Source organism: Longispora urticae (assembly GCF_053902585.1).
On record NZ_JAQZSH010000041.1, the window covers coordinates 326544 to 342082 of the forward strand.

Consider the following 15539-nt stretch of genomic DNA (forward strand, 5'->3'; position numbering starts at 1 on the left):
GGCAATCGGCGCTATACCTCGATCACAGGCACCATGGGGGCGAAGTACGCGCCCAGCATCTTCCGCGACCAGTCGGCTTGGTGGATGGGTCCGCGGGGGCCGAATTCGGGGAACCAGGGTTTGATGTCGAGTACGGGGCTGCCGTGGACGGCGTCGAGGTCTTCGACGTGCAGGTCGAGTCCGTCGACTTTCAGGAGTCGGCAGCGGGAGACGCCGATGCGGTTGACGCGTTTCATGTTGCGGTGGGCGAGGCTGCCGGCTTTGGGCCAGGCGGGGTTGTCGCGGGCGCTGCGGGCGCCGAGGAACAGGCCGTCGAGGTCTTGGAGGTGGAAGTGCCAGACGACTTCGAGGTGGGAGAAGTCCTCCAGGCCGAGGGTGGCGTCGGTGGGGAACATGCTCGGGTCGATGCGGATGACGCAGCGGCTGCCGCCCCAGTTGTCGTCGGTGGGTTCGGTGCGTCCGCCGATGACGTGGCCGATCACCTCGACGGGGAAGGACTCGGGCATCGCAGGGTTCCTCTCGTTGGTGGGTCAGGTGTTGTTGGCCAGGTAGTCGGCCGCGCGGGTTTCCAGGTCGGCCACGGTGCGGGTGCCCCGCGCGCGGAAAGGACTGAGGGTGGAGCGGATGTCGGCGGCGACCTGGCGGGTGCGGCCGGAGCGGATGCCGTCCATTGCGTCCAGGGACGCCGACCACGTGCCGCAGGCTTCTTCGAGATTTCCCTGACGGGCTTGGACAGCTCCGAGGTAGCCGAGGGTCACGGCGTGCGTGCGCGTGAACTTCGCGGCCTTGCGGGTCCGCACGCTGCGACGGAAATGACTGGCGGCACCGGCCAGGTCGCCGCAGTCGCGCAGGGTGCAGGCGGTCTCGTGCGCCAGGCTCGCCTCGGCGAAGAAGAACACCCGCGAAGGCTCCTCGTCCCCGGCCGTGGCTGTGGCAAGGTCATCCTCCGCACGCAGCAAGGCGACTGCGGCGTCCGACTTCCGTCCAGCGGCGGCCAACGCGCGGGCATGCACGATCTTGAGCAGCGCGCGTTCCCGGGGACTCGAGTCGGTGTACCGGCGGCCATCCACTGAGGCTTCAGCCAGGTGCAGCGCGTGCTGTGGGTGGCCTAGGTCGACGGCCTGGTGCGCCATGGCGCGAAGTACGTGGCCCGCCAGTGGTGCGTCATCGGCTTCGGCGGCGAGTTTCACCGCATTGGTGAAATAGTGCTGGGCGATGGCGTGTTCGGAGTTGTCGAACGCCATCCAGCCCGCCAGATAGGCCAGCTCCGAGGCTGCGGAGAACATGCCACGACGAACATGTTCGTCGGCGAACGCTCCGCGTAGGTAGGCCGTGACATCACGGGTGAGGTAGCCGACGACCGCGGTGTGGGCGTGGCCTCCGCCGCGGCGCTGGTCGACGGTCGAGAACATCGAAACCATGTCCCGGACCGCCTCGACATCACCGTGTCCGACCCCACGGCCGCCTACGGGATGACGACAGGCAGACGCTTCGGGCATCTGCTCCCACCAGTCCGGGGCGGGAACCGCGAGCGAGGCCAGGGAGTACGCGGCGCCCTGCATGAGGCGGCGTCGGTCTGCGTCCACGTCCACTCTCCCGAGATCGGCCAACGCCACCAGCGTATCGGCGTGCCAGTCAGGCCTTGGGGCCGATGAGTCTTTCTCGGTTCCCAGACCGATGTCCGCCAGGGTGATCTCCCTGCCGAGGCGGCGGGACAGCGACTCACACAGGATCGTCGGCGCTCGTCCGGACGGGACCGTGCCGGTCACCCAGTGCGACACGTGCGACCGGCTGACCGCCGCGAACTCCGGCGCTCCGACCTCGTCGGCCACCCGGGTGAACGCCCGCGCGATCTGGGCATGCGACAGCCCGGTCTCTGCGATAACTGCTGCTAGTCGGTCGTTGCTAGTGCGACTGTGCGCCATGTCGTACCTCTGCCGGGAAGTCGATCTTTCACCGCTTTCACCACGTCTGGGGCCTTGACAGCCTACTCACACTCCGCGAATCGCGGTTTGCTGAACGTGGCCGGTTCACCGGCCCGAGTGGACTCGAAGTCCTGCGGCCCGCTGGTTTCTCCGAGTCGCCATCGTCTCCCGCTCCGTCGCTGCTGACCCCGAGTCCGGCGGCGGAGCGGGCCTGCCCGACACGCGGCGGCACCGTGTGCCGGCTCCACGAATGAAGGGAATGACCATGAGTTCTCGAGGTGGCAACTTCCAGCCCGACGCGACCGCCCCCGACCAGTTGGACCTGTCGAGGCCGCATCTGGTCGGCATCGCCGGGGCCGGCATGAGCGCCCTGGCGGAGCTGTTGCACCAGGCGTGCTCCGTCGTGTCCGGCAGCGACGCGAATCCGGGTGTGGCGTTCGCCCGGGTGCAGGAGTTCGGCCGGGTGCACCTCGGCCACGACCCGAGGTTTGTTCCTGCGGACGCCACCTGCGTCGTCGTCACCTCCGCGATCGGCCCCGACAACCCCGAGGTGGCCGAGGCGCACAGGCGGGGTTTGCCGGTTGTGCACCGGGCCGTGGCGATGGCGCATCTGATGGCCTGGCGCTGCACGATCGCGGTCGCCGGCTGTCACGGCAAGTCCTCCACGACCACGATGCTCACCACGATCCTGCGCGGCGCGGGCATGTATCCCTCCCACATGATCGGCGCCGTACCCGCCGCCGGATTCGGCCCGGCGCACTTCAACCCGACCAGTCGGCTGTTCGTGTGCGAGGCGGATGAGTCCGACCGCTCCTTCCTGGCCCTGCGCCCCTCGATGGCGCTCATCACCAACCTCGACAACGACCACACCGAGGAGTACCCGACGCTGGAGGACCTTCTCGATGCCGCCGAACAGTTCGCCGCCTCGATCACCGACGGCGGCACGCTGATCATCAACCTCGACGACCCCGGCACCAGGCAGCTGGCCACTCGCCTGGCGGTGTCGGCACCGCAGTTGCGGATCGTCACCTACGGCCGGGCCGACACCGCGATGTGGCGCATCGACAGCGTCACCGCGCACCCGACGTCCAGCACCCTCGTCCTCGACAGTCCCCACGGCCGGATCACGATGGAACTGGACGTGCCCGGCGCGCACATGGCCCACAACGCCGTCGGCGCGCTCGCCGCCGCCGCGCACCTGGGCGTCGACACCCGCGAGGCCGTGGCAGCACTCGCCGGGTACACCGGAGTGCGGCGCCGGCTGGAACGCTCCGAGGCCGGCGGGGTGGTCATCCTCGATTCCCACGCCCACCACCCGACAGCCATCGCCGCCGACCTCGCCGCCGCGCGGCTGATGACCTGTGAGGGTGGGAAGGTCATCGCGGTGTGCGAACCCGTCGACTGGACGCGTGTCACCGCCCACGGCCCGCAGATCGGCCACGAACTCGCCACCGGCGCTGACCGGATCTTCCTCCTCGACGTCAACGCCGCCAACAGCACCGCGCCCACGGACGACGCGGGGCACGCCATCACCGCGGAGATTTTGCACAGCGGCAAACCCCTGCATCAGGTACTCGCCGTCGAGGTGCCCGACCTCGTCAGCTACACCGCCCACCCCGGCGACGTCGTCATCCTGCTCGGCTCCGACGGCCTCGCCGAGCTGCGCACCGACATCGCAGCCTGGCTGGCCACAAGGCTCGTGCCGGTCTCCTAGGCCAGACGGTGGGGCTCCGCGAGCTGGCGTGCCAGTCCCTGGAGCCCCACACCGTTGGACGCCTTTACCAACACCACATCCCCAGAACGCAGCACCGCGTCGAGCAGCTCGACAGCGGCCGGCACATCCACCGCGCGCAGCGCTTCGACCCCGGCCCGGCGTGCGCCCTCAGCCAGGGAACCGGCCTCGGGTCCGTCGCCGATCACGACGAGGACGGCCGCCTGACCGCCCGCCCCCTCGCCCACCCGCACATGTGCGGCCGGCGACTCTTCACCCAGCTCCCGCATCGCACCCAGCACCACCACCTGCCGGCGGCTCCCCGCCAACAGCGCCAACGCGTCGAGGGCTGCGCGCACGGACTCCGGGTTCGCGTTGTACGCGTCGTTGACCACCGTCACCCCGTCCGTGCGGGTGGACACCTCCATCCGACCGCCCGACAGCCGACGCGCACGCGACAGGCTCGCCGCGATCCGCCCGACCGGCACGCCGAGCGCGTGAGCTGCTCCAGCGGCGGCGAGCGCGTTGGCCACCTGGTGCACGCCGTGCAGGTCAAGCCGCACCGGGGCCTGGCCATCCGGGGCGACAAGGGTGAACGACGGACGGGCCAGCTCATCGAGCACGACCTCGACAGCCCGGACCCGCGCAGTGGCCGACCGCCCGTAGGTGACGACCTGACCGCAGGTCCGGCTGGCCATGGCCGCCACGAGGGGGTCGTCGGCGTTGAGGACCGCGAACCCGTCCGTCCCGAGGGCTTCCACCAGCTCCGCCTTGGCCTCGGCGATCTTCTCCGGACCACCGCCGAACTCACCGGCATGCGCATGCCCGACATTGGTCACCACCGCCACGGTCGGCGGGGCGATCGTCGTCAGGTACGCGATATGCCCCTTACCCCGCGCGCCCATCTCCAACACCAGGAACCGGGTCGACCCGTCAGCCCGCAACACCGTCAACGGCAAACCCAGTTCGTTGTTAAACGAACCGACCGGCGCGATCGTAGGACCCACATCGGCGAGTACCTGTCCGAGAAGGTCCTTCGTGCTCGTCTTACCCGCCGACCCGGTCACCGCCACCACCACGGCAGGCAACTCCCGCAGCACCCCGGCCGCCAGCCGCCCCAACGCCGTCTGCACATCCTCGACAACCACCGCCGGCACGCCGACCGGACGCGACGCGAGCACCGCCACGGCACCGGCGGCGACAGCGGCCCCGGCGAAGGCGTGCCCGTCGGCATGCTCGCCGTCGAACGCGCAGAACAGGCCACCCGGAGCCACCTGCCGCGAATCCATCACCACCGGACCCATCACTAACACCTGGTCATCGGCGACATCGACCAACCGGCCACCCGTCAACTCGGCCACGGTCCCCACAGTCACAGGCAACACGGAAATCCCCACATCAACGAACTATCCGGGTACGCCCGCCACCGTAACCCACCGCATCGGACGGGAGGACCAGACCCACGGGCGTGACGGGTACCGGACCCGGGAGCGCCCGCAGGTGCCGGTACCCGTCGAGATTTCGCCTGTTCACAGCTGCATTCGGAGTGGGGAGTGCTCCGGATGGCCCCCTGGGTGGGGTTTATCGTGTGCCCCATGTCCAAGTCCCGCTACGCGTTCGGCGTCGCCGCCCTCGTCGTGCTCGGCTGGTTCGTGGCCGCCGGAGTCCTCGGCCCGCTGTCCGGCAAACTGTCCGAGGTCCAGACGAACGACAACGCCGCGTTCCTGCCGGCCAGCGCCGAGGCGACCCGCGCCCAGCAGAGCGCGGCCGCCTTCACCGGTACGCCGACCACCCCGGCCGTCGTCGTCTTCGAGCGCCGTGGCGGCCTGACCGACCCGGACCGCGCCGCCATCGCGGCCGTGGTCGCCAAGGTTCCCCAGGTGCCCGGGGTCGGCGGCGCGGCCTTCGCCACGGAGAGCGACGACAAGGAGGCCGTGCAGGTCTTCGTACCGGTCACCGCCGGCGGCCAGAAGGTCGGGCCCACCGTGGCCGGGCTCCGGGAGTTGGCCCGCGACGGCGCGCCGCCCGGCCTCGTCGTGCACGTGGCCGGGCCCGCCGGGCTGGTGGCCGACCTGGTCGCGGTGTTCGGTGGCATCGACGTGCAGTTGTTGCTGGTCACGGCCGGGGTCGTGCTGGTCATCCTGCTCGTCGTGTACCGCAGCCCGGTGCTCTGGATCATCCCCATGGCCTCGGTCGGCGTGGCCTACGCGGCGGCCGCCGCCGTCGTGTACGCCCTCGCGAAGAACGACGTCGTCGACCTCAACGGGCAGGCCCAGGGCATCCTCACGGTCCTGGTGTTCGGCGCCGGTACCGACTACGCGCTGCTGCTCATCGCCCGGTACCGCGAGGAGCTCCGCCGCCACGACCGGCCCGTCGACGCGATGCTCGCGGCCCTGCGCGGCGCGGCGCCCGCGATCGTCGCCTCCGCGCTGACCGTCGCCGCGAGCATGCTGTGCCTGCTGGTCTCCGACCTCAACTCCAACCGGGCGCTCGGGCCGGTCGGGGCCGCCGGGGTGCTCGCCGCCCTGGTCGTCATGCTGACCCTGCTGCCCGCGCTGCTGCTGCTCGGCGGCCGGTGGGCGTTCTGGCCGCTCGTGCCCCGGCCGGGGCAGCCCGGGGACGACCATCCCTGGTGGACCCGGATCGCCGGGTTCGTCGGGCGCAACGCCCGGCTGGCCTGGATCGTGCCGTCCCTGCTGCTCCTCGTCCTGGCCGGCGGGCTGTTCCGGCTCGACGCCGGGGGCGTGCCGCAGAGCGAGTCGTTCACGAAGACCGTCGACTCGGTCGAGGGGCAGCAGGCGATCGGCCGGCACTTCCCGGCCGGCGCGGGCAGTCCCGCCGTCGTGATCGCCCGCGCGTCGGACCTGGACGCCGTGGTCGCTGCCGCCCGGGTGCCGGGCGTCGCCGCCGTCGTGCCCTACCCGAGCCGGCCGGGCACGCCGGCCGCACCGCCGAAGGTCGTGGACGGTCTCGTCCGGATCGACGCGACTCTGACCGATCCCGCGGACAGCGACGCCGCCGCGGAGACGGTCCGCCGGCTCCGCGAGGCGGTGCACGCGGTGCCCGACGCCTCAGCCGTGGTCGGCGGGTTCACGGCCGTGCAGCTCGACACCCGGGCGGCGTCCCGGCGGGACCTGACGGTGATCATTCCGCTGGTCCTGGCCCTGATCACGCTGATCCTTGCCCTGCTGCTGCGTTCGCTGCTGGCCCCGCTGCTGCTGATCGGCACCGTGGTGCTGTCGTTCGTCGCGACGCTGGGCCTGTGCACGCTGCTGTTCGAGTACGTGTTCGGCTTCGCCGGGGCCGACACGTCGTTCCCGTTGTTCGCGTTCGTGTTCCTGATCGCGCTCGGCATCGACTACAACATCTTCCTGATGTCCCGGGTCCGGGAGGAGTCCGGGCGGCACGGCACGCGGGAGGGCACCCTGCGGGGGCTGGCGGTCACCGGCGGGGTGATCACGTCGGCCGGGGTGGTGCTGGCGGCCACGTTCGCGGCGCTGGCGGTGCTGCCGCTGGTGGCCCTGGTCGAGGTGGGTGTGGCGGTGATGGTCGGGGTCCTGCTGGACACGATCGTGGTGCGTTCGCTGCTCGTGCCGGCGCTGGCCCACCAGTTGGGGGACCGGATCTGGTGGCCGGGGAGGATGGGGCGGCGCGACTGAACCGCCGGACGTGGCCCGGTCGCAGCGCCAGCCCAGATCGCGATGAGGCTAGGCTGCCGCTGTGACCGTCCTCATCGCCGACGCCACCCCGATGCCCGTGTCCGGCCACGGGATCCGGCGGGCGTGCGTCGAGGACTACGAACCCCTCGGCCGCCTGTACTTCTCCGCCTACGATCCGGGGGTCTCCTGGTCGACCGTGGAAGAGTCCATCCACGACATTCGGTCGAGCTTCCACGGCCAGTACGGTGCGCTCTGGCATGGAGCGTGCCTGCGCGTCGACCACGACGGTCAGCCGGTCGCCGCCGTCTACACCGTGCACCGCGCACCGTGGCCGGACACCCCTGACTGCCCGTTCGTCATCGACCTGCACGTCGCCCCGGCCCACCGACGCACCGGCCTCGCCCACCGGCTGCTGGCCACCGTACTCACCCTCGCCGCGCACACCGACCGACCCCAGGTCGCACTCCGCGTCGACCCGACCAACACGCCCGCGCTGCGCCTCTACACCGCACTCGGATTCCGCCGCCTCGACCCGACAGGTCACGAGGCGCGCTGAGCGCACGACCGCGCGGTCACGGCCGGCACCGGAGCGACCGTGGAGAGCGGGAGGCCCGGGCACGGCAGTACCGCCAGCGCCACGCGGTCACCGGCCACAGGCCGCTAGGATGCGCCGATGCGTCTGATCGTCCTCGGACCGCCCGGTAGCGAACGGGAGACCATCTCCGGTCTCCTCGCCGCGCACCTCGGCGTGCCGGTGATCACCTCGGGCGACGTCTTCCAGACCGGAACCCGGGCGGACGCCCCGTTCGTAGTCCAGGCGAGGCGGCACATGGACGCGGGCGAACCCGTGCCGGAGCAGCTGCTGGTGTCCCTGATCCGCGACCACCTGGCCCGGCTCGGCGCCGCCGGCTTCGTCCTCGACGGACTCCCGGGCCACACGGTCCCGGCGGCGGCGGTCGACGCCCTGCTCGACGAACGGGGCACCCCCGTCGACCGGGCGGTCGAACTGGTCCTGCCCGACGCCGAGGTCCTGCGTCGGCTGTCCGGGCGGCGCCTCTGCCGTGCCTGCGGTCGGGTCTGGCACCTCGAGTTCGCGCCCCCGTCACGCACGGACGTCTGCGACCAGTGCGGCGGCGAGTTGTTCCAGCGCCCCGACGACAGCGCCGAACGCGTCACCCTCGGACTGCGGTCCTACCGGCCCGCGCTCGCGTCCGCCGTCGAGCACTACCGGTCACTGAACAAACTGAGGTCGATCGACGCGACCCTCCCGCCAGCGGAGATCTGCGCCGCGGCGACAGCACCACGGCTCCCGCCGGCTGGCCCGCTCCCGTCCACGGGCCGGCCGGCGCGCCCCGCTACTGGTAGTCGGTGATGCAGCCCCCGCACCACGGCCACGCCGGCGGATCGTCGAAGCTGGTCACGCTGCCACCTCCTCCGCCGGCCCCGGCGATCGCGAGCCCGGCGACGAGTGCGAGGAGAAGAAGGGCAAGGCGGCGATGGGTACTCATCGGGGCTCCTGGGGGTGCGGGGTGGGCGGTGGTGGTGCGGGGGACCCGGAACGTCCTGGTGCGCCGGGCCGGGCGTCGGGCGCGGCCGACGGGTGCCGGGCGGCGGACCCGTCATCAGGCGCCGCACCCCGGGGCGAAGGGGCGGCGGCGACCTCGGACCAGCCCGGACGGTCCGGGAGGCGGGCCGCACGCAGGGTGCCGAGGGCCAGCCCGAGCTGGAACCGGTTCTCCACTTCCAGCCGGTCCATCAGCCCCCGGAGGATCTTGCTCACGGTGCGGAGCCCGATCTGGAGTTCCCGCGCCGCCGTCTGATCGGTGTGGCCCTGGACGAGCAGCGCGATCAGGGCCTGCTCCCGGGCCGTCAGGACGATCTGCGACACGGCGTGCTCCTCCGGGTGGGTCGCCCGCTCCCAGTGCCGTTCGAACTGGGCGAGCAGCGCCTCGACGATCGGCGGCTGGGAGATCTCCAGGAAGCCCCGGTCGTAGTCGTGCGGGACGACGGGGAACAGCGCGACCCTGCGGTCGACGACGAACAACTTGAGGGGTACGTCCAGGGTTTCGCGGCCCTCGATCCGCAGCCGGCGCAGTTCCCGGATCTCGGGGCGCAGGCTGTCGCCGTCGGCGGGCGGCGGGCCGAGGGCCCTGGTCCGCACGCCCCGGGCGAGGAGGGTCCGGTGGATCGGGATCGCGGCGCGGGCGACCTCGGCGTTGACGGTCTGCTCGGTGTTCATGGCCAGGTGTTCGTACCGCTCGACGGCCACCAGCGTGGCGAGCCGGTCCCGGGCGGCCTGCCGGCTGGGCAGGTGCCGGATGCCCGCGCCCAGGACGAGCGCCCGGTCGGGTACGAGCTGTCCCACCAGGTACTCGTGCCGGTGGGCCTGTTCGTCGTGGTCGACGAGGCGGGTCCTGCTCCGGCGGAGTTCGGCGATGACGTCGGCGGGCGGGTGCGGCCACCAGCGCCGCTGGGCGTCGGTCCGGACGGCCCCGATGGCGCACAGTTCGGCCAGGGCGTCGCGGACCCGGCGCGCCGGCAGGCCGAGGTCGGCGGCGAGCCGGGCCACGGACCGGGGGCCGCAGGTGACGAGGGTCCGGTAGACGAGGTCCGCGTCGGGGGACCGGCCCCAGCGGACGAGCGACGGCACCGGGGCGCCGGGGACGACCGGGTCCGGGTCGGCCACGTCGATCACCTCCCAGACCGTGCCGGCGCACCCACGTGCCGAGGTGTGCCGGGCCGAGCGTGAGGCCCACCATAGCGGATGACGAATGTCGATGGCATCAGCCAGATCCACGATGGACAGAGTGCGTGATCGCGCACCCGCGTACCCGTCGGATGTTCGGTGTCCTTGCTGGTTGTGGCCCGGAACGGGTGGGAGTCGGGCCCGTGCGTGATCGCGCACGGGGGTCGATATTCATTGACCGTCATCTGTGTGACCCTGACTCTGTTGCTCGGGCTGCCCGACCGGCCGCCCGACGCGACGACGGAAGGGCTGACTCATGAAGCTACGGCGATACGCGGTAGGTCTCGCACTCGTGCTGGCCGGGATACTGGCGGTTCCCATGCCCGCCCAGGCGGCCGGTGCGCCCGCCGCCGGGTCCATCGCCTGGTTGCGCGCCGACGCGGGCGTGACGGTGAACGGGTCCAGCGTGTCCAACTGGGCCGACCAGAGCGGCGGCGGCCACCACGCCGTCATGGCGACGCCGGCCCGGCAGCCCCAGCTCGTGCAGAACGCGGTGAACGGCCAGCCGGCGCTGCGGTTCAACGGCGCGCAGTCGATGTACTTCCCGTCGCCGGTGAACCCGTACACGTTCTCGGTGTTCGTCGTGGGGAAGAACAGCAAGTCCTCGGGCTACAGCATGATCCTCGGCCCGGGTGGCAACTACCCCAACAACCAGATGCGGTGGGAGAACAGCAACCAGGCGCTGTTCGTGGGGCTGGGCAACAACATGCCGGTCTGTACGAGCACGATCGGGAACAACAAGGTGTACCACGCGCTGTCGGCCCGCTACGACGGCAACACCATGCGGGTGTACCGCGACGGCGTCCTGAAGTCCAGCCACACCTTCTCCACCAACACGGGCTGGACCCTGGTGCAGATCGGCGCCTGGTTCGGGTCGTACTTCATGGTCGGCGACCTCGCCGAGGTCATCGTCTACCAGAGCGCCCTGTCGGACGCCGACCGGACCGCCACGGACAGCTACCTGCGCACGAAGTACGCGCTGCCGTAACGGCGACCGGCCCGGCCCGGGGAGGCGATCCCCGGGCCGGGCCGCGGGGGCTCAGGCCCGGACCTCCTCGCGTTCCCGGCTGGCCTCGGTCGCGGCCACCTCGGCCTCCATCTCGGTGATCGAGATCCGCAGCGCCGCCAACCGCTCGGCCAACGGGGGCGGGCCGGTCGACGGCCGCGGGTCCTCGTCGTTCTCCGCGAGTTCGATGGTGCGCGCCTCGTCGAGGGAGTTGAGCACCACGCCGAGCAGGATGTTGACCATCAGGAAGCCGGCCAGCAGCACGAACGACACGAAGTACAGCACCGTCCACGGGGACACCGCCATCCCGGCGCGCACCGTGTCCGTGAGGTTGTCGAACACCATCAGGAAGAACAGGGTGAGGACGGCCTGCCCGATCGAGCCGTACTGCTCCGGCAGCCGCTCGCTGAACAGCATCCAGCCGAGCATGCCGTACAGGAACAGCATGATCATGCCCATCACGAGCAGGCTCGCCGCCCCGGGCAGGCTCCGCCACACCGCGCGGGCCAGGATCCGCATCGTGGGGAAGATCCGGATCACCCGCAGCACCCGGGCGAGCCGGGCCAGCCGGAGCAGGGTCGCGTTCTCCCGGACGCCCGGCGTGAAGGCCAGCAGGACGACCACGAGGTCGAAGATGTTCCACGGGTTGGCGAAGAAGTCCTGTGGCCGCCGGCCGCACGCGACGAACCGGGTGGCGAGTTCGAGGACGAAGAACGTCAGGCACGCGGTGTCCAGGAACGTGAGCAGCGGGCCGATCGAGTCGACGGCCGACTGGTACGTCTCGACGGCCAGCACGACCGCGTTGAGCACGATGACGGCGGCGCTGACGGTGTGGAACCACGGGGCCTCGACCGCCTGCGCGCAGACGGCGACGATGCGACGGGTGAGCATGGCGGAGAACTTCCGATCGTCGGGGGCAGAGGGTGCGCGCCGAATACTATGGGATATTTAGTCCGGTTTCATGTGTGCGGCACGCGCGTCGCCCACAGGTGACGGCCGGCGGCGGATTCCGCTATCGGCTACCGGACGCACCCGGTACCCCACAGTGGGGGTTTCCGATGTTGGAATGGTCTGTCCCACTCTGTCTGGAGGCGGTCCATGGACGACACGACCCGCGAGCACGTCCCCGCCCGGCCCGCGACCCCCGCCCCGGACGAGGGGATCCTCGACCTCGAGGTCGACCTGGAACTGGCCGACGACGCGCACTGGCACAAGTTCACGGCCCAGCTGGTCGACACCCGGTTCCGGACCGTACTGCTGCGGCTGCCGGCCCTGCTGCGGACGGCGTTCGGCCTCGCGTGGTCGGCGAGCAGGTTCGACACCGCCGCGACCGTGGTGCTCCAGGTGGCCGCCGGCCTGATGACCGCGTTCGGGCTGCTCGCCACCCGGGGCGTCCTGGAGTCCCTGCTGTCCGCCGGCCCCACGCCGGACCGGGTCCGGGCCGCGATCCCCGCGCTGGCCTGGGTGATGGCCGCGACCGCCGCGCGCGCCACGCTGTCCACGGCGGCCGGCTGGGCCCAGGCCCGGCTGTCGCCCCGGGTCCAGACCGCCGCCGAACTGCACCTGCTCGGCGTGACCAGCCGGGTGGAACTGTCCGCCTACGACGACGACTCCTACGCCGACGACGTGCAGCGCGCCCGCAACCGGGGCCTGCACTCCCTCGGCCAGCTGGTGGACAACGCCGTCGACCTGATCACCAGCGCGGTCCGGTTCTCCGCCGTCGGCGCGGCCCTGCTGGTCATCCACCCCGTCCTGCTGCCGGTCCTGGTCGTCGCCGCGCTACCGGAGGGCTGGGGGGCGGTGCGCGCCGCCCGGGCGTCGTACCTGGGGCAGGTGCACTGGCTGGCCCGGGCCCGGCGGTCGTGGACGTTCGGGTACCTGCTGTCCGATCGCAGGCACGCCGGCGAGGTCCGCGCGTTCAACCTGTCCGGGTACCTGCTGACCCGGTACGGCCGGCTGCTGCGCGCCATCCTCGGCACCGATCTCCAGGTGGCCCGCGAGCAGACGGCCGCCCGCGCGATCGGCGGCTCCCTGTCGGGCGTCGCCACCGCCGGCGTGTACGTGCTCCTCGGCGCCCTGCTCATCTCCGGCAACCTGGAACTGGCCGCCGCCGGCACCGCCGTGTTCGCCCTCCAGGCCGGCTCCGGCGCCCTGTCCATGCTGATCTTCAACATCAACGGGGTGTACGAGAACGGCCTCTACGTCCACGACTACGCCGAGGTCCGCGACACCACGGCCCGCCGCGCCGAACGCGTCAGCGACCGGCACGCGCCCGCCCCGAAGGAGATCGCCCTCGACGCGGTCACGCTCACCTACCCCGGCGCGGACTCCCCGGCCCTGTCGGAGGTGTCGCTGACCGTCCGGACCGGGGAGACCATCGCCCTGGTCGGGGCCAACGGCGGCGGCAAGTCCACGATCTCCAAACTGCTCGGCTGCACCTACGAACCGACCGGCGGCCGGGTGCTGTGGGACGGCGTCGACATCGCCGGCTACGGCGCCGCCCAGCTCCGCGAGCACGTGTCCGTGATCAGCCAGGACTTCGCGCACTGGCCCTTCACCGCCGGCGAGGACATCCGGATCGGGGACCAGTCCCGGACCGCCACCCGGGCCGATCTGGAGTCCGCCGCGCGCGCCGCCGAGGCGCACGACATGATCACGGACCTGCCCGACGGGTACCGCACCCTGCTGGACCGCAGCTTCAAGGGCGGCCAGGAACTGTCCCAGGGCCAGTGGCAACGGGTGGCCGCCGCCCGGGGCTTCTTCCGCGACGCGCCCCTGCTGATCTGCGACGAACCGTCCGCCGCGCTCGACCCGCGCGCCGAACACGCGCTCTTCCAGGAACTCCGCGCCACCGCCGCCGACCGGATGACCGTCCTGATCACCCACCGGCTCGCCAACGTCCGGCACGCCGACCGGATCTACGTCCTCGACCACGGCCGGATCACCGAGTCCGGCAGCCACGAGGAGCTGATGGGACGCCCCGACGGCCTGTACCGCGAGCTGTTCGTCCTCCAGGCGGCCGGCTACGGCGACGCCTGACCACCGCCTGACCACCGCCGGTCATGGCGCCGCCCGAGTTCCGTCGGCTACGGCGCCGCCCGCGCCCCGGCGACGAGTGCGGGGTCGGTTCTGGCCGGCAGCTCGCGCAGGGTCCGCAGCGGCGACAGGAACGTCGGCAGGAACGTCAACGTCATCCCGGCCGCCGCGATCCACAACGCGGCCGTCGCCCCGAACGCGGCACCGGCGGCGCCACCCAGGAGGCCGCCCACCGGCATGCCGCCCCACGCCACGAACCGCGAGGTGGCGCTCATCCGCCCCAGGAGCTGGTCGGGCGTGACGGCCTGCTGGACCCCGGCCTGGGTGACCAGCCGGACCACGCCGCCCGCGGACAGCAGCATCAGTCCGGCGGCGGCCGGCACCACGCTCCACCCGGGACCGGCCAGGGGCATCAGGGCGGTCAGCGGACAGGTGAGCAGGGGCGCCAGCCACAGGATCCGGCCGCGGCCGACCCGGGCGGCGACCCGGCGGGCGGTGAGCGCGCCGAGGAGTCCGCCACAGCCCATGGTGGACAGTACGAGGCCGATCCCGAAGGAGTCGAGGTGCAGCTCCCGGGCGAGGAACACCATCAACATGGTCTGGTACATGATCAGGGACAGGCAGAACATCCCGTCGGCGACCACGATCGGCCGGAGCATCGGGTGCCCGAGGACGAACCGGAGCCCCTCCGCGATCTCCCGGCCCAGGTGCGCCCGCTCCCGCGCCTCCGGTACCGGTTCGCGGCGGCGGATCCTGGTGACATGGAGGGCCGACACGGCCATCCCCAGTGAGCTCGCCACCAGCGCGACCGGCGCGCCCAGCAGGCCCACCAGCGGACCGGCGAGGCCCGGACCGCCCACGCTGACCGCCGAGCGCACCGCCGCCAGCTTCGCGTTGCCCTCGACCAGGTTGTCCCGCCCGACCAGGTGCGGCAGGTAGCTGACGTAGGCGACGTCGAAGAAGACGGTGAGTACGCCGTGCAGCACGGCCACCGCGTACAGCAGCCAGATCGTGAGCAGCCCGGCCCACCAGGCGACGGGGACCGCCAGGAGCAGCACGGCGCGGGCGAGGTCGACGGTGATCAGCACGGGGCGCCTGCGCAGCCGGTCGACCCAGGCCCCGGCGGGCAGCCCGACCAGCAGCGAGCCCGCCATCGTCGCGGCGGTCAACAGCCCCACCTGGAACTCGTCGACCCGTAGCACGACGATCGCGACCAGGGGCAACGCGACGAACACCACCCGGTCGCCGAGCTGGCCGGCGGCCGTGGCGGCGAACAGGTGCCGGAAGTCGCGGTCGCGGAACAGGCCGAAGCGGGGTGTGGGGCGCACGCCGGAGTCCTAGCGGTGGGCGACGGGTGAGCCGCCAGCGTAGGCGAACCCGGGGCCGCCTGGGGGGCCGTCGTCGCGTGCCGGGCTGTGCGGTGGCGTGCCGGGGACGGCCGGCGGGGGCCGTCCCC

At 72.0% G+C, this 15539-nt stretch carries 13 protein-coding genes; 6 read left to right on the forward strand and 7 right to left on the reverse strand.

Annotation, left to right across the window (positions count from 1 at the left end; genetic code table 11):
- Positions 1 to 11: 11 nt before the first annotated feature.
- Together PT931_RS29195 and PT931_RS29200 are read right to left on the reverse strand one after the other, a co-directional pair.
- Positions 12 to 506 carry an SAM-dependent methyltransferase gene (locus PT931_RS29195; RefSeq protein WP_456248917.1) on the reverse strand — a complete coding sequence of 165 codons (495 nt, stop codon included), beginning with the start codon at positions 504 to 506 and terminating at the stop codon, positions 12 to 14.
- 24 nt (positions 507 to 530) lie between these two features.
- On the reverse strand, positions 531 to 1832 hold the full coding sequence (locus PT931_RS29200; protein ID WP_456248918.1) for a Tat pathway signal protein: 1302 nt from the start codon (positions 1830 to 1832) through the stop codon (positions 531 to 533).
- Positions 1833 to 2190: 358 nt separating this feature from the next.
- On the opposite strand from PT931_RS29200, the gene PT931_RS29205 reads away from it, so the two are divergent.
- Entirely contained in the window at positions 2191 to 3639 is a 1449-nt protein-coding gene (locus PT931_RS29205; protein ID WP_456248919.1) for a UDP-N-acetylmuramate--L-alanine ligase, read from the forward strand.
- Here PT931_RS29205 and PT931_RS29210 read toward each other — a convergent pair.
- A complete protein-coding gene (locus tag PT931_RS29210; protein WP_456248920.1) occupies positions 3636 to 4997 on the reverse strand; it encodes a UDP-N-acetylmuramoyl-tripeptide--D-alanyl-D-alanine ligase in 1362 nt (453 codons plus the stop codon). The two genes, PT931_RS29205 and PT931_RS29210, sit on opposite strands and share 4 nt — an antisense overlap.
- 234 nt (positions 4998 to 5231) lie before the next feature.
- Between PT931_RS29210 and PT931_RS29215 the strand changes: the two genes are divergently transcribed.
- The 3 genes from PT931_RS29215 (at position 5232) to PT931_RS29225 (ending at position 8667) form a co-directional block, all read left to right on the forward strand.
- On the forward strand, positions 5232 to 7295 hold the full coding sequence (locus tag PT931_RS29215) for an MMPL family transporter (protein WP_456248921.1): 2064 nt from the start codon (positions 5232 to 5234) through the stop codon (positions 7293 to 7295).
- Positions 7296 to 7356: 61 nt separating this feature from the next.
- Positions 7357 to 7851, forward strand: a complete 495-nt coding sequence (locus tag PT931_RS29220; RefSeq protein ID WP_456248922.1) for an N-acetyltransferase family protein — start codon at positions 7357 to 7359, stop codon at positions 7849 to 7851.
- Positions 7852 to 7968: 117 nt separating this feature from the next.
- A complete protein-coding gene (locus PT931_RS29225) occupies positions 7969 to 8667 on the forward strand; it encodes an adenylate kinase family protein (protein WP_456248923.1) in 699 nt (232 codons plus the stop codon).
- Here PT931_RS29225 and PT931_RS29230 read toward each other — a convergent pair.
- Complete coding sequence (locus PT931_RS29230) at positions 8651 to 8803, reverse strand: hypothetical protein (RefSeq protein ID WP_456248924.1); 153 nt, start codon at positions 8801 to 8803, stop codon at positions 8651 to 8653. The two genes, PT931_RS29225 and PT931_RS29230, sit on opposite strands and share 17 nt — an antisense overlap.
- Complete coding sequence (locus tag PT931_RS29235) at positions 8800 to 9990, reverse strand: LuxR C-terminal-related transcriptional regulator (RefSeq protein ID WP_456248925.1); 1191 nt, start codon at positions 9988 to 9990, stop codon at positions 8800 to 8802. The genes PT931_RS29230 and PT931_RS29235 overlap by 4 nt, the downstream gene beginning before the upstream one ends.
- A gap of 307 nt (positions 9991 to 10297) precedes the next feature.
- On the opposite strand from PT931_RS29235, the gene PT931_RS29240 reads away from it, so the two are divergent.
- A complete protein-coding gene (locus PT931_RS29240) occupies positions 10298 to 11029 on the forward strand; it encodes a LamG-like jellyroll fold domain-containing protein (RefSeq protein ID WP_456248926.1) in 732 nt (243 codons plus the stop codon).
- 51 nt (positions 11030 to 11080) lie between these two features.
- Here PT931_RS29240 and PT931_RS29245 read toward each other — a convergent pair whose 3' ends face one another.
- A complete protein-coding gene (locus PT931_RS29245; RefSeq protein WP_456248927.1) occupies positions 11081 to 11938 on the reverse strand; it encodes an ion transporter in 858 nt (285 codons plus the stop codon).
- Positions 11939 to 12145: 207 nt separating this feature from the next.
- Between PT931_RS29245 and PT931_RS29250 the strand changes: the two genes are divergently transcribed.
- Positions 12146 to 14086 (forward strand): ABC transporter ATP-binding protein, encoded by a 1941-nt coding sequence (locus tag PT931_RS29250; protein ID WP_456248928.1) that lies wholly within the window; start codon positions 12146 to 12148, stop codon positions 14084 to 14086.
- 47 nt (positions 14087 to 14133) lie between these two features.
- On the opposite strand, the gene PT931_RS29255 is transcribed toward PT931_RS29250, so the two are convergent.
- A complete protein-coding gene (locus tag PT931_RS29255; RefSeq protein ID WP_456248929.1) occupies positions 14134 to 15411 on the reverse strand; it encodes an MFS transporter in 1278 nt (425 codons plus the stop codon).
- Positions 15412 to 15539: the final 128 nt, after the last annotated feature.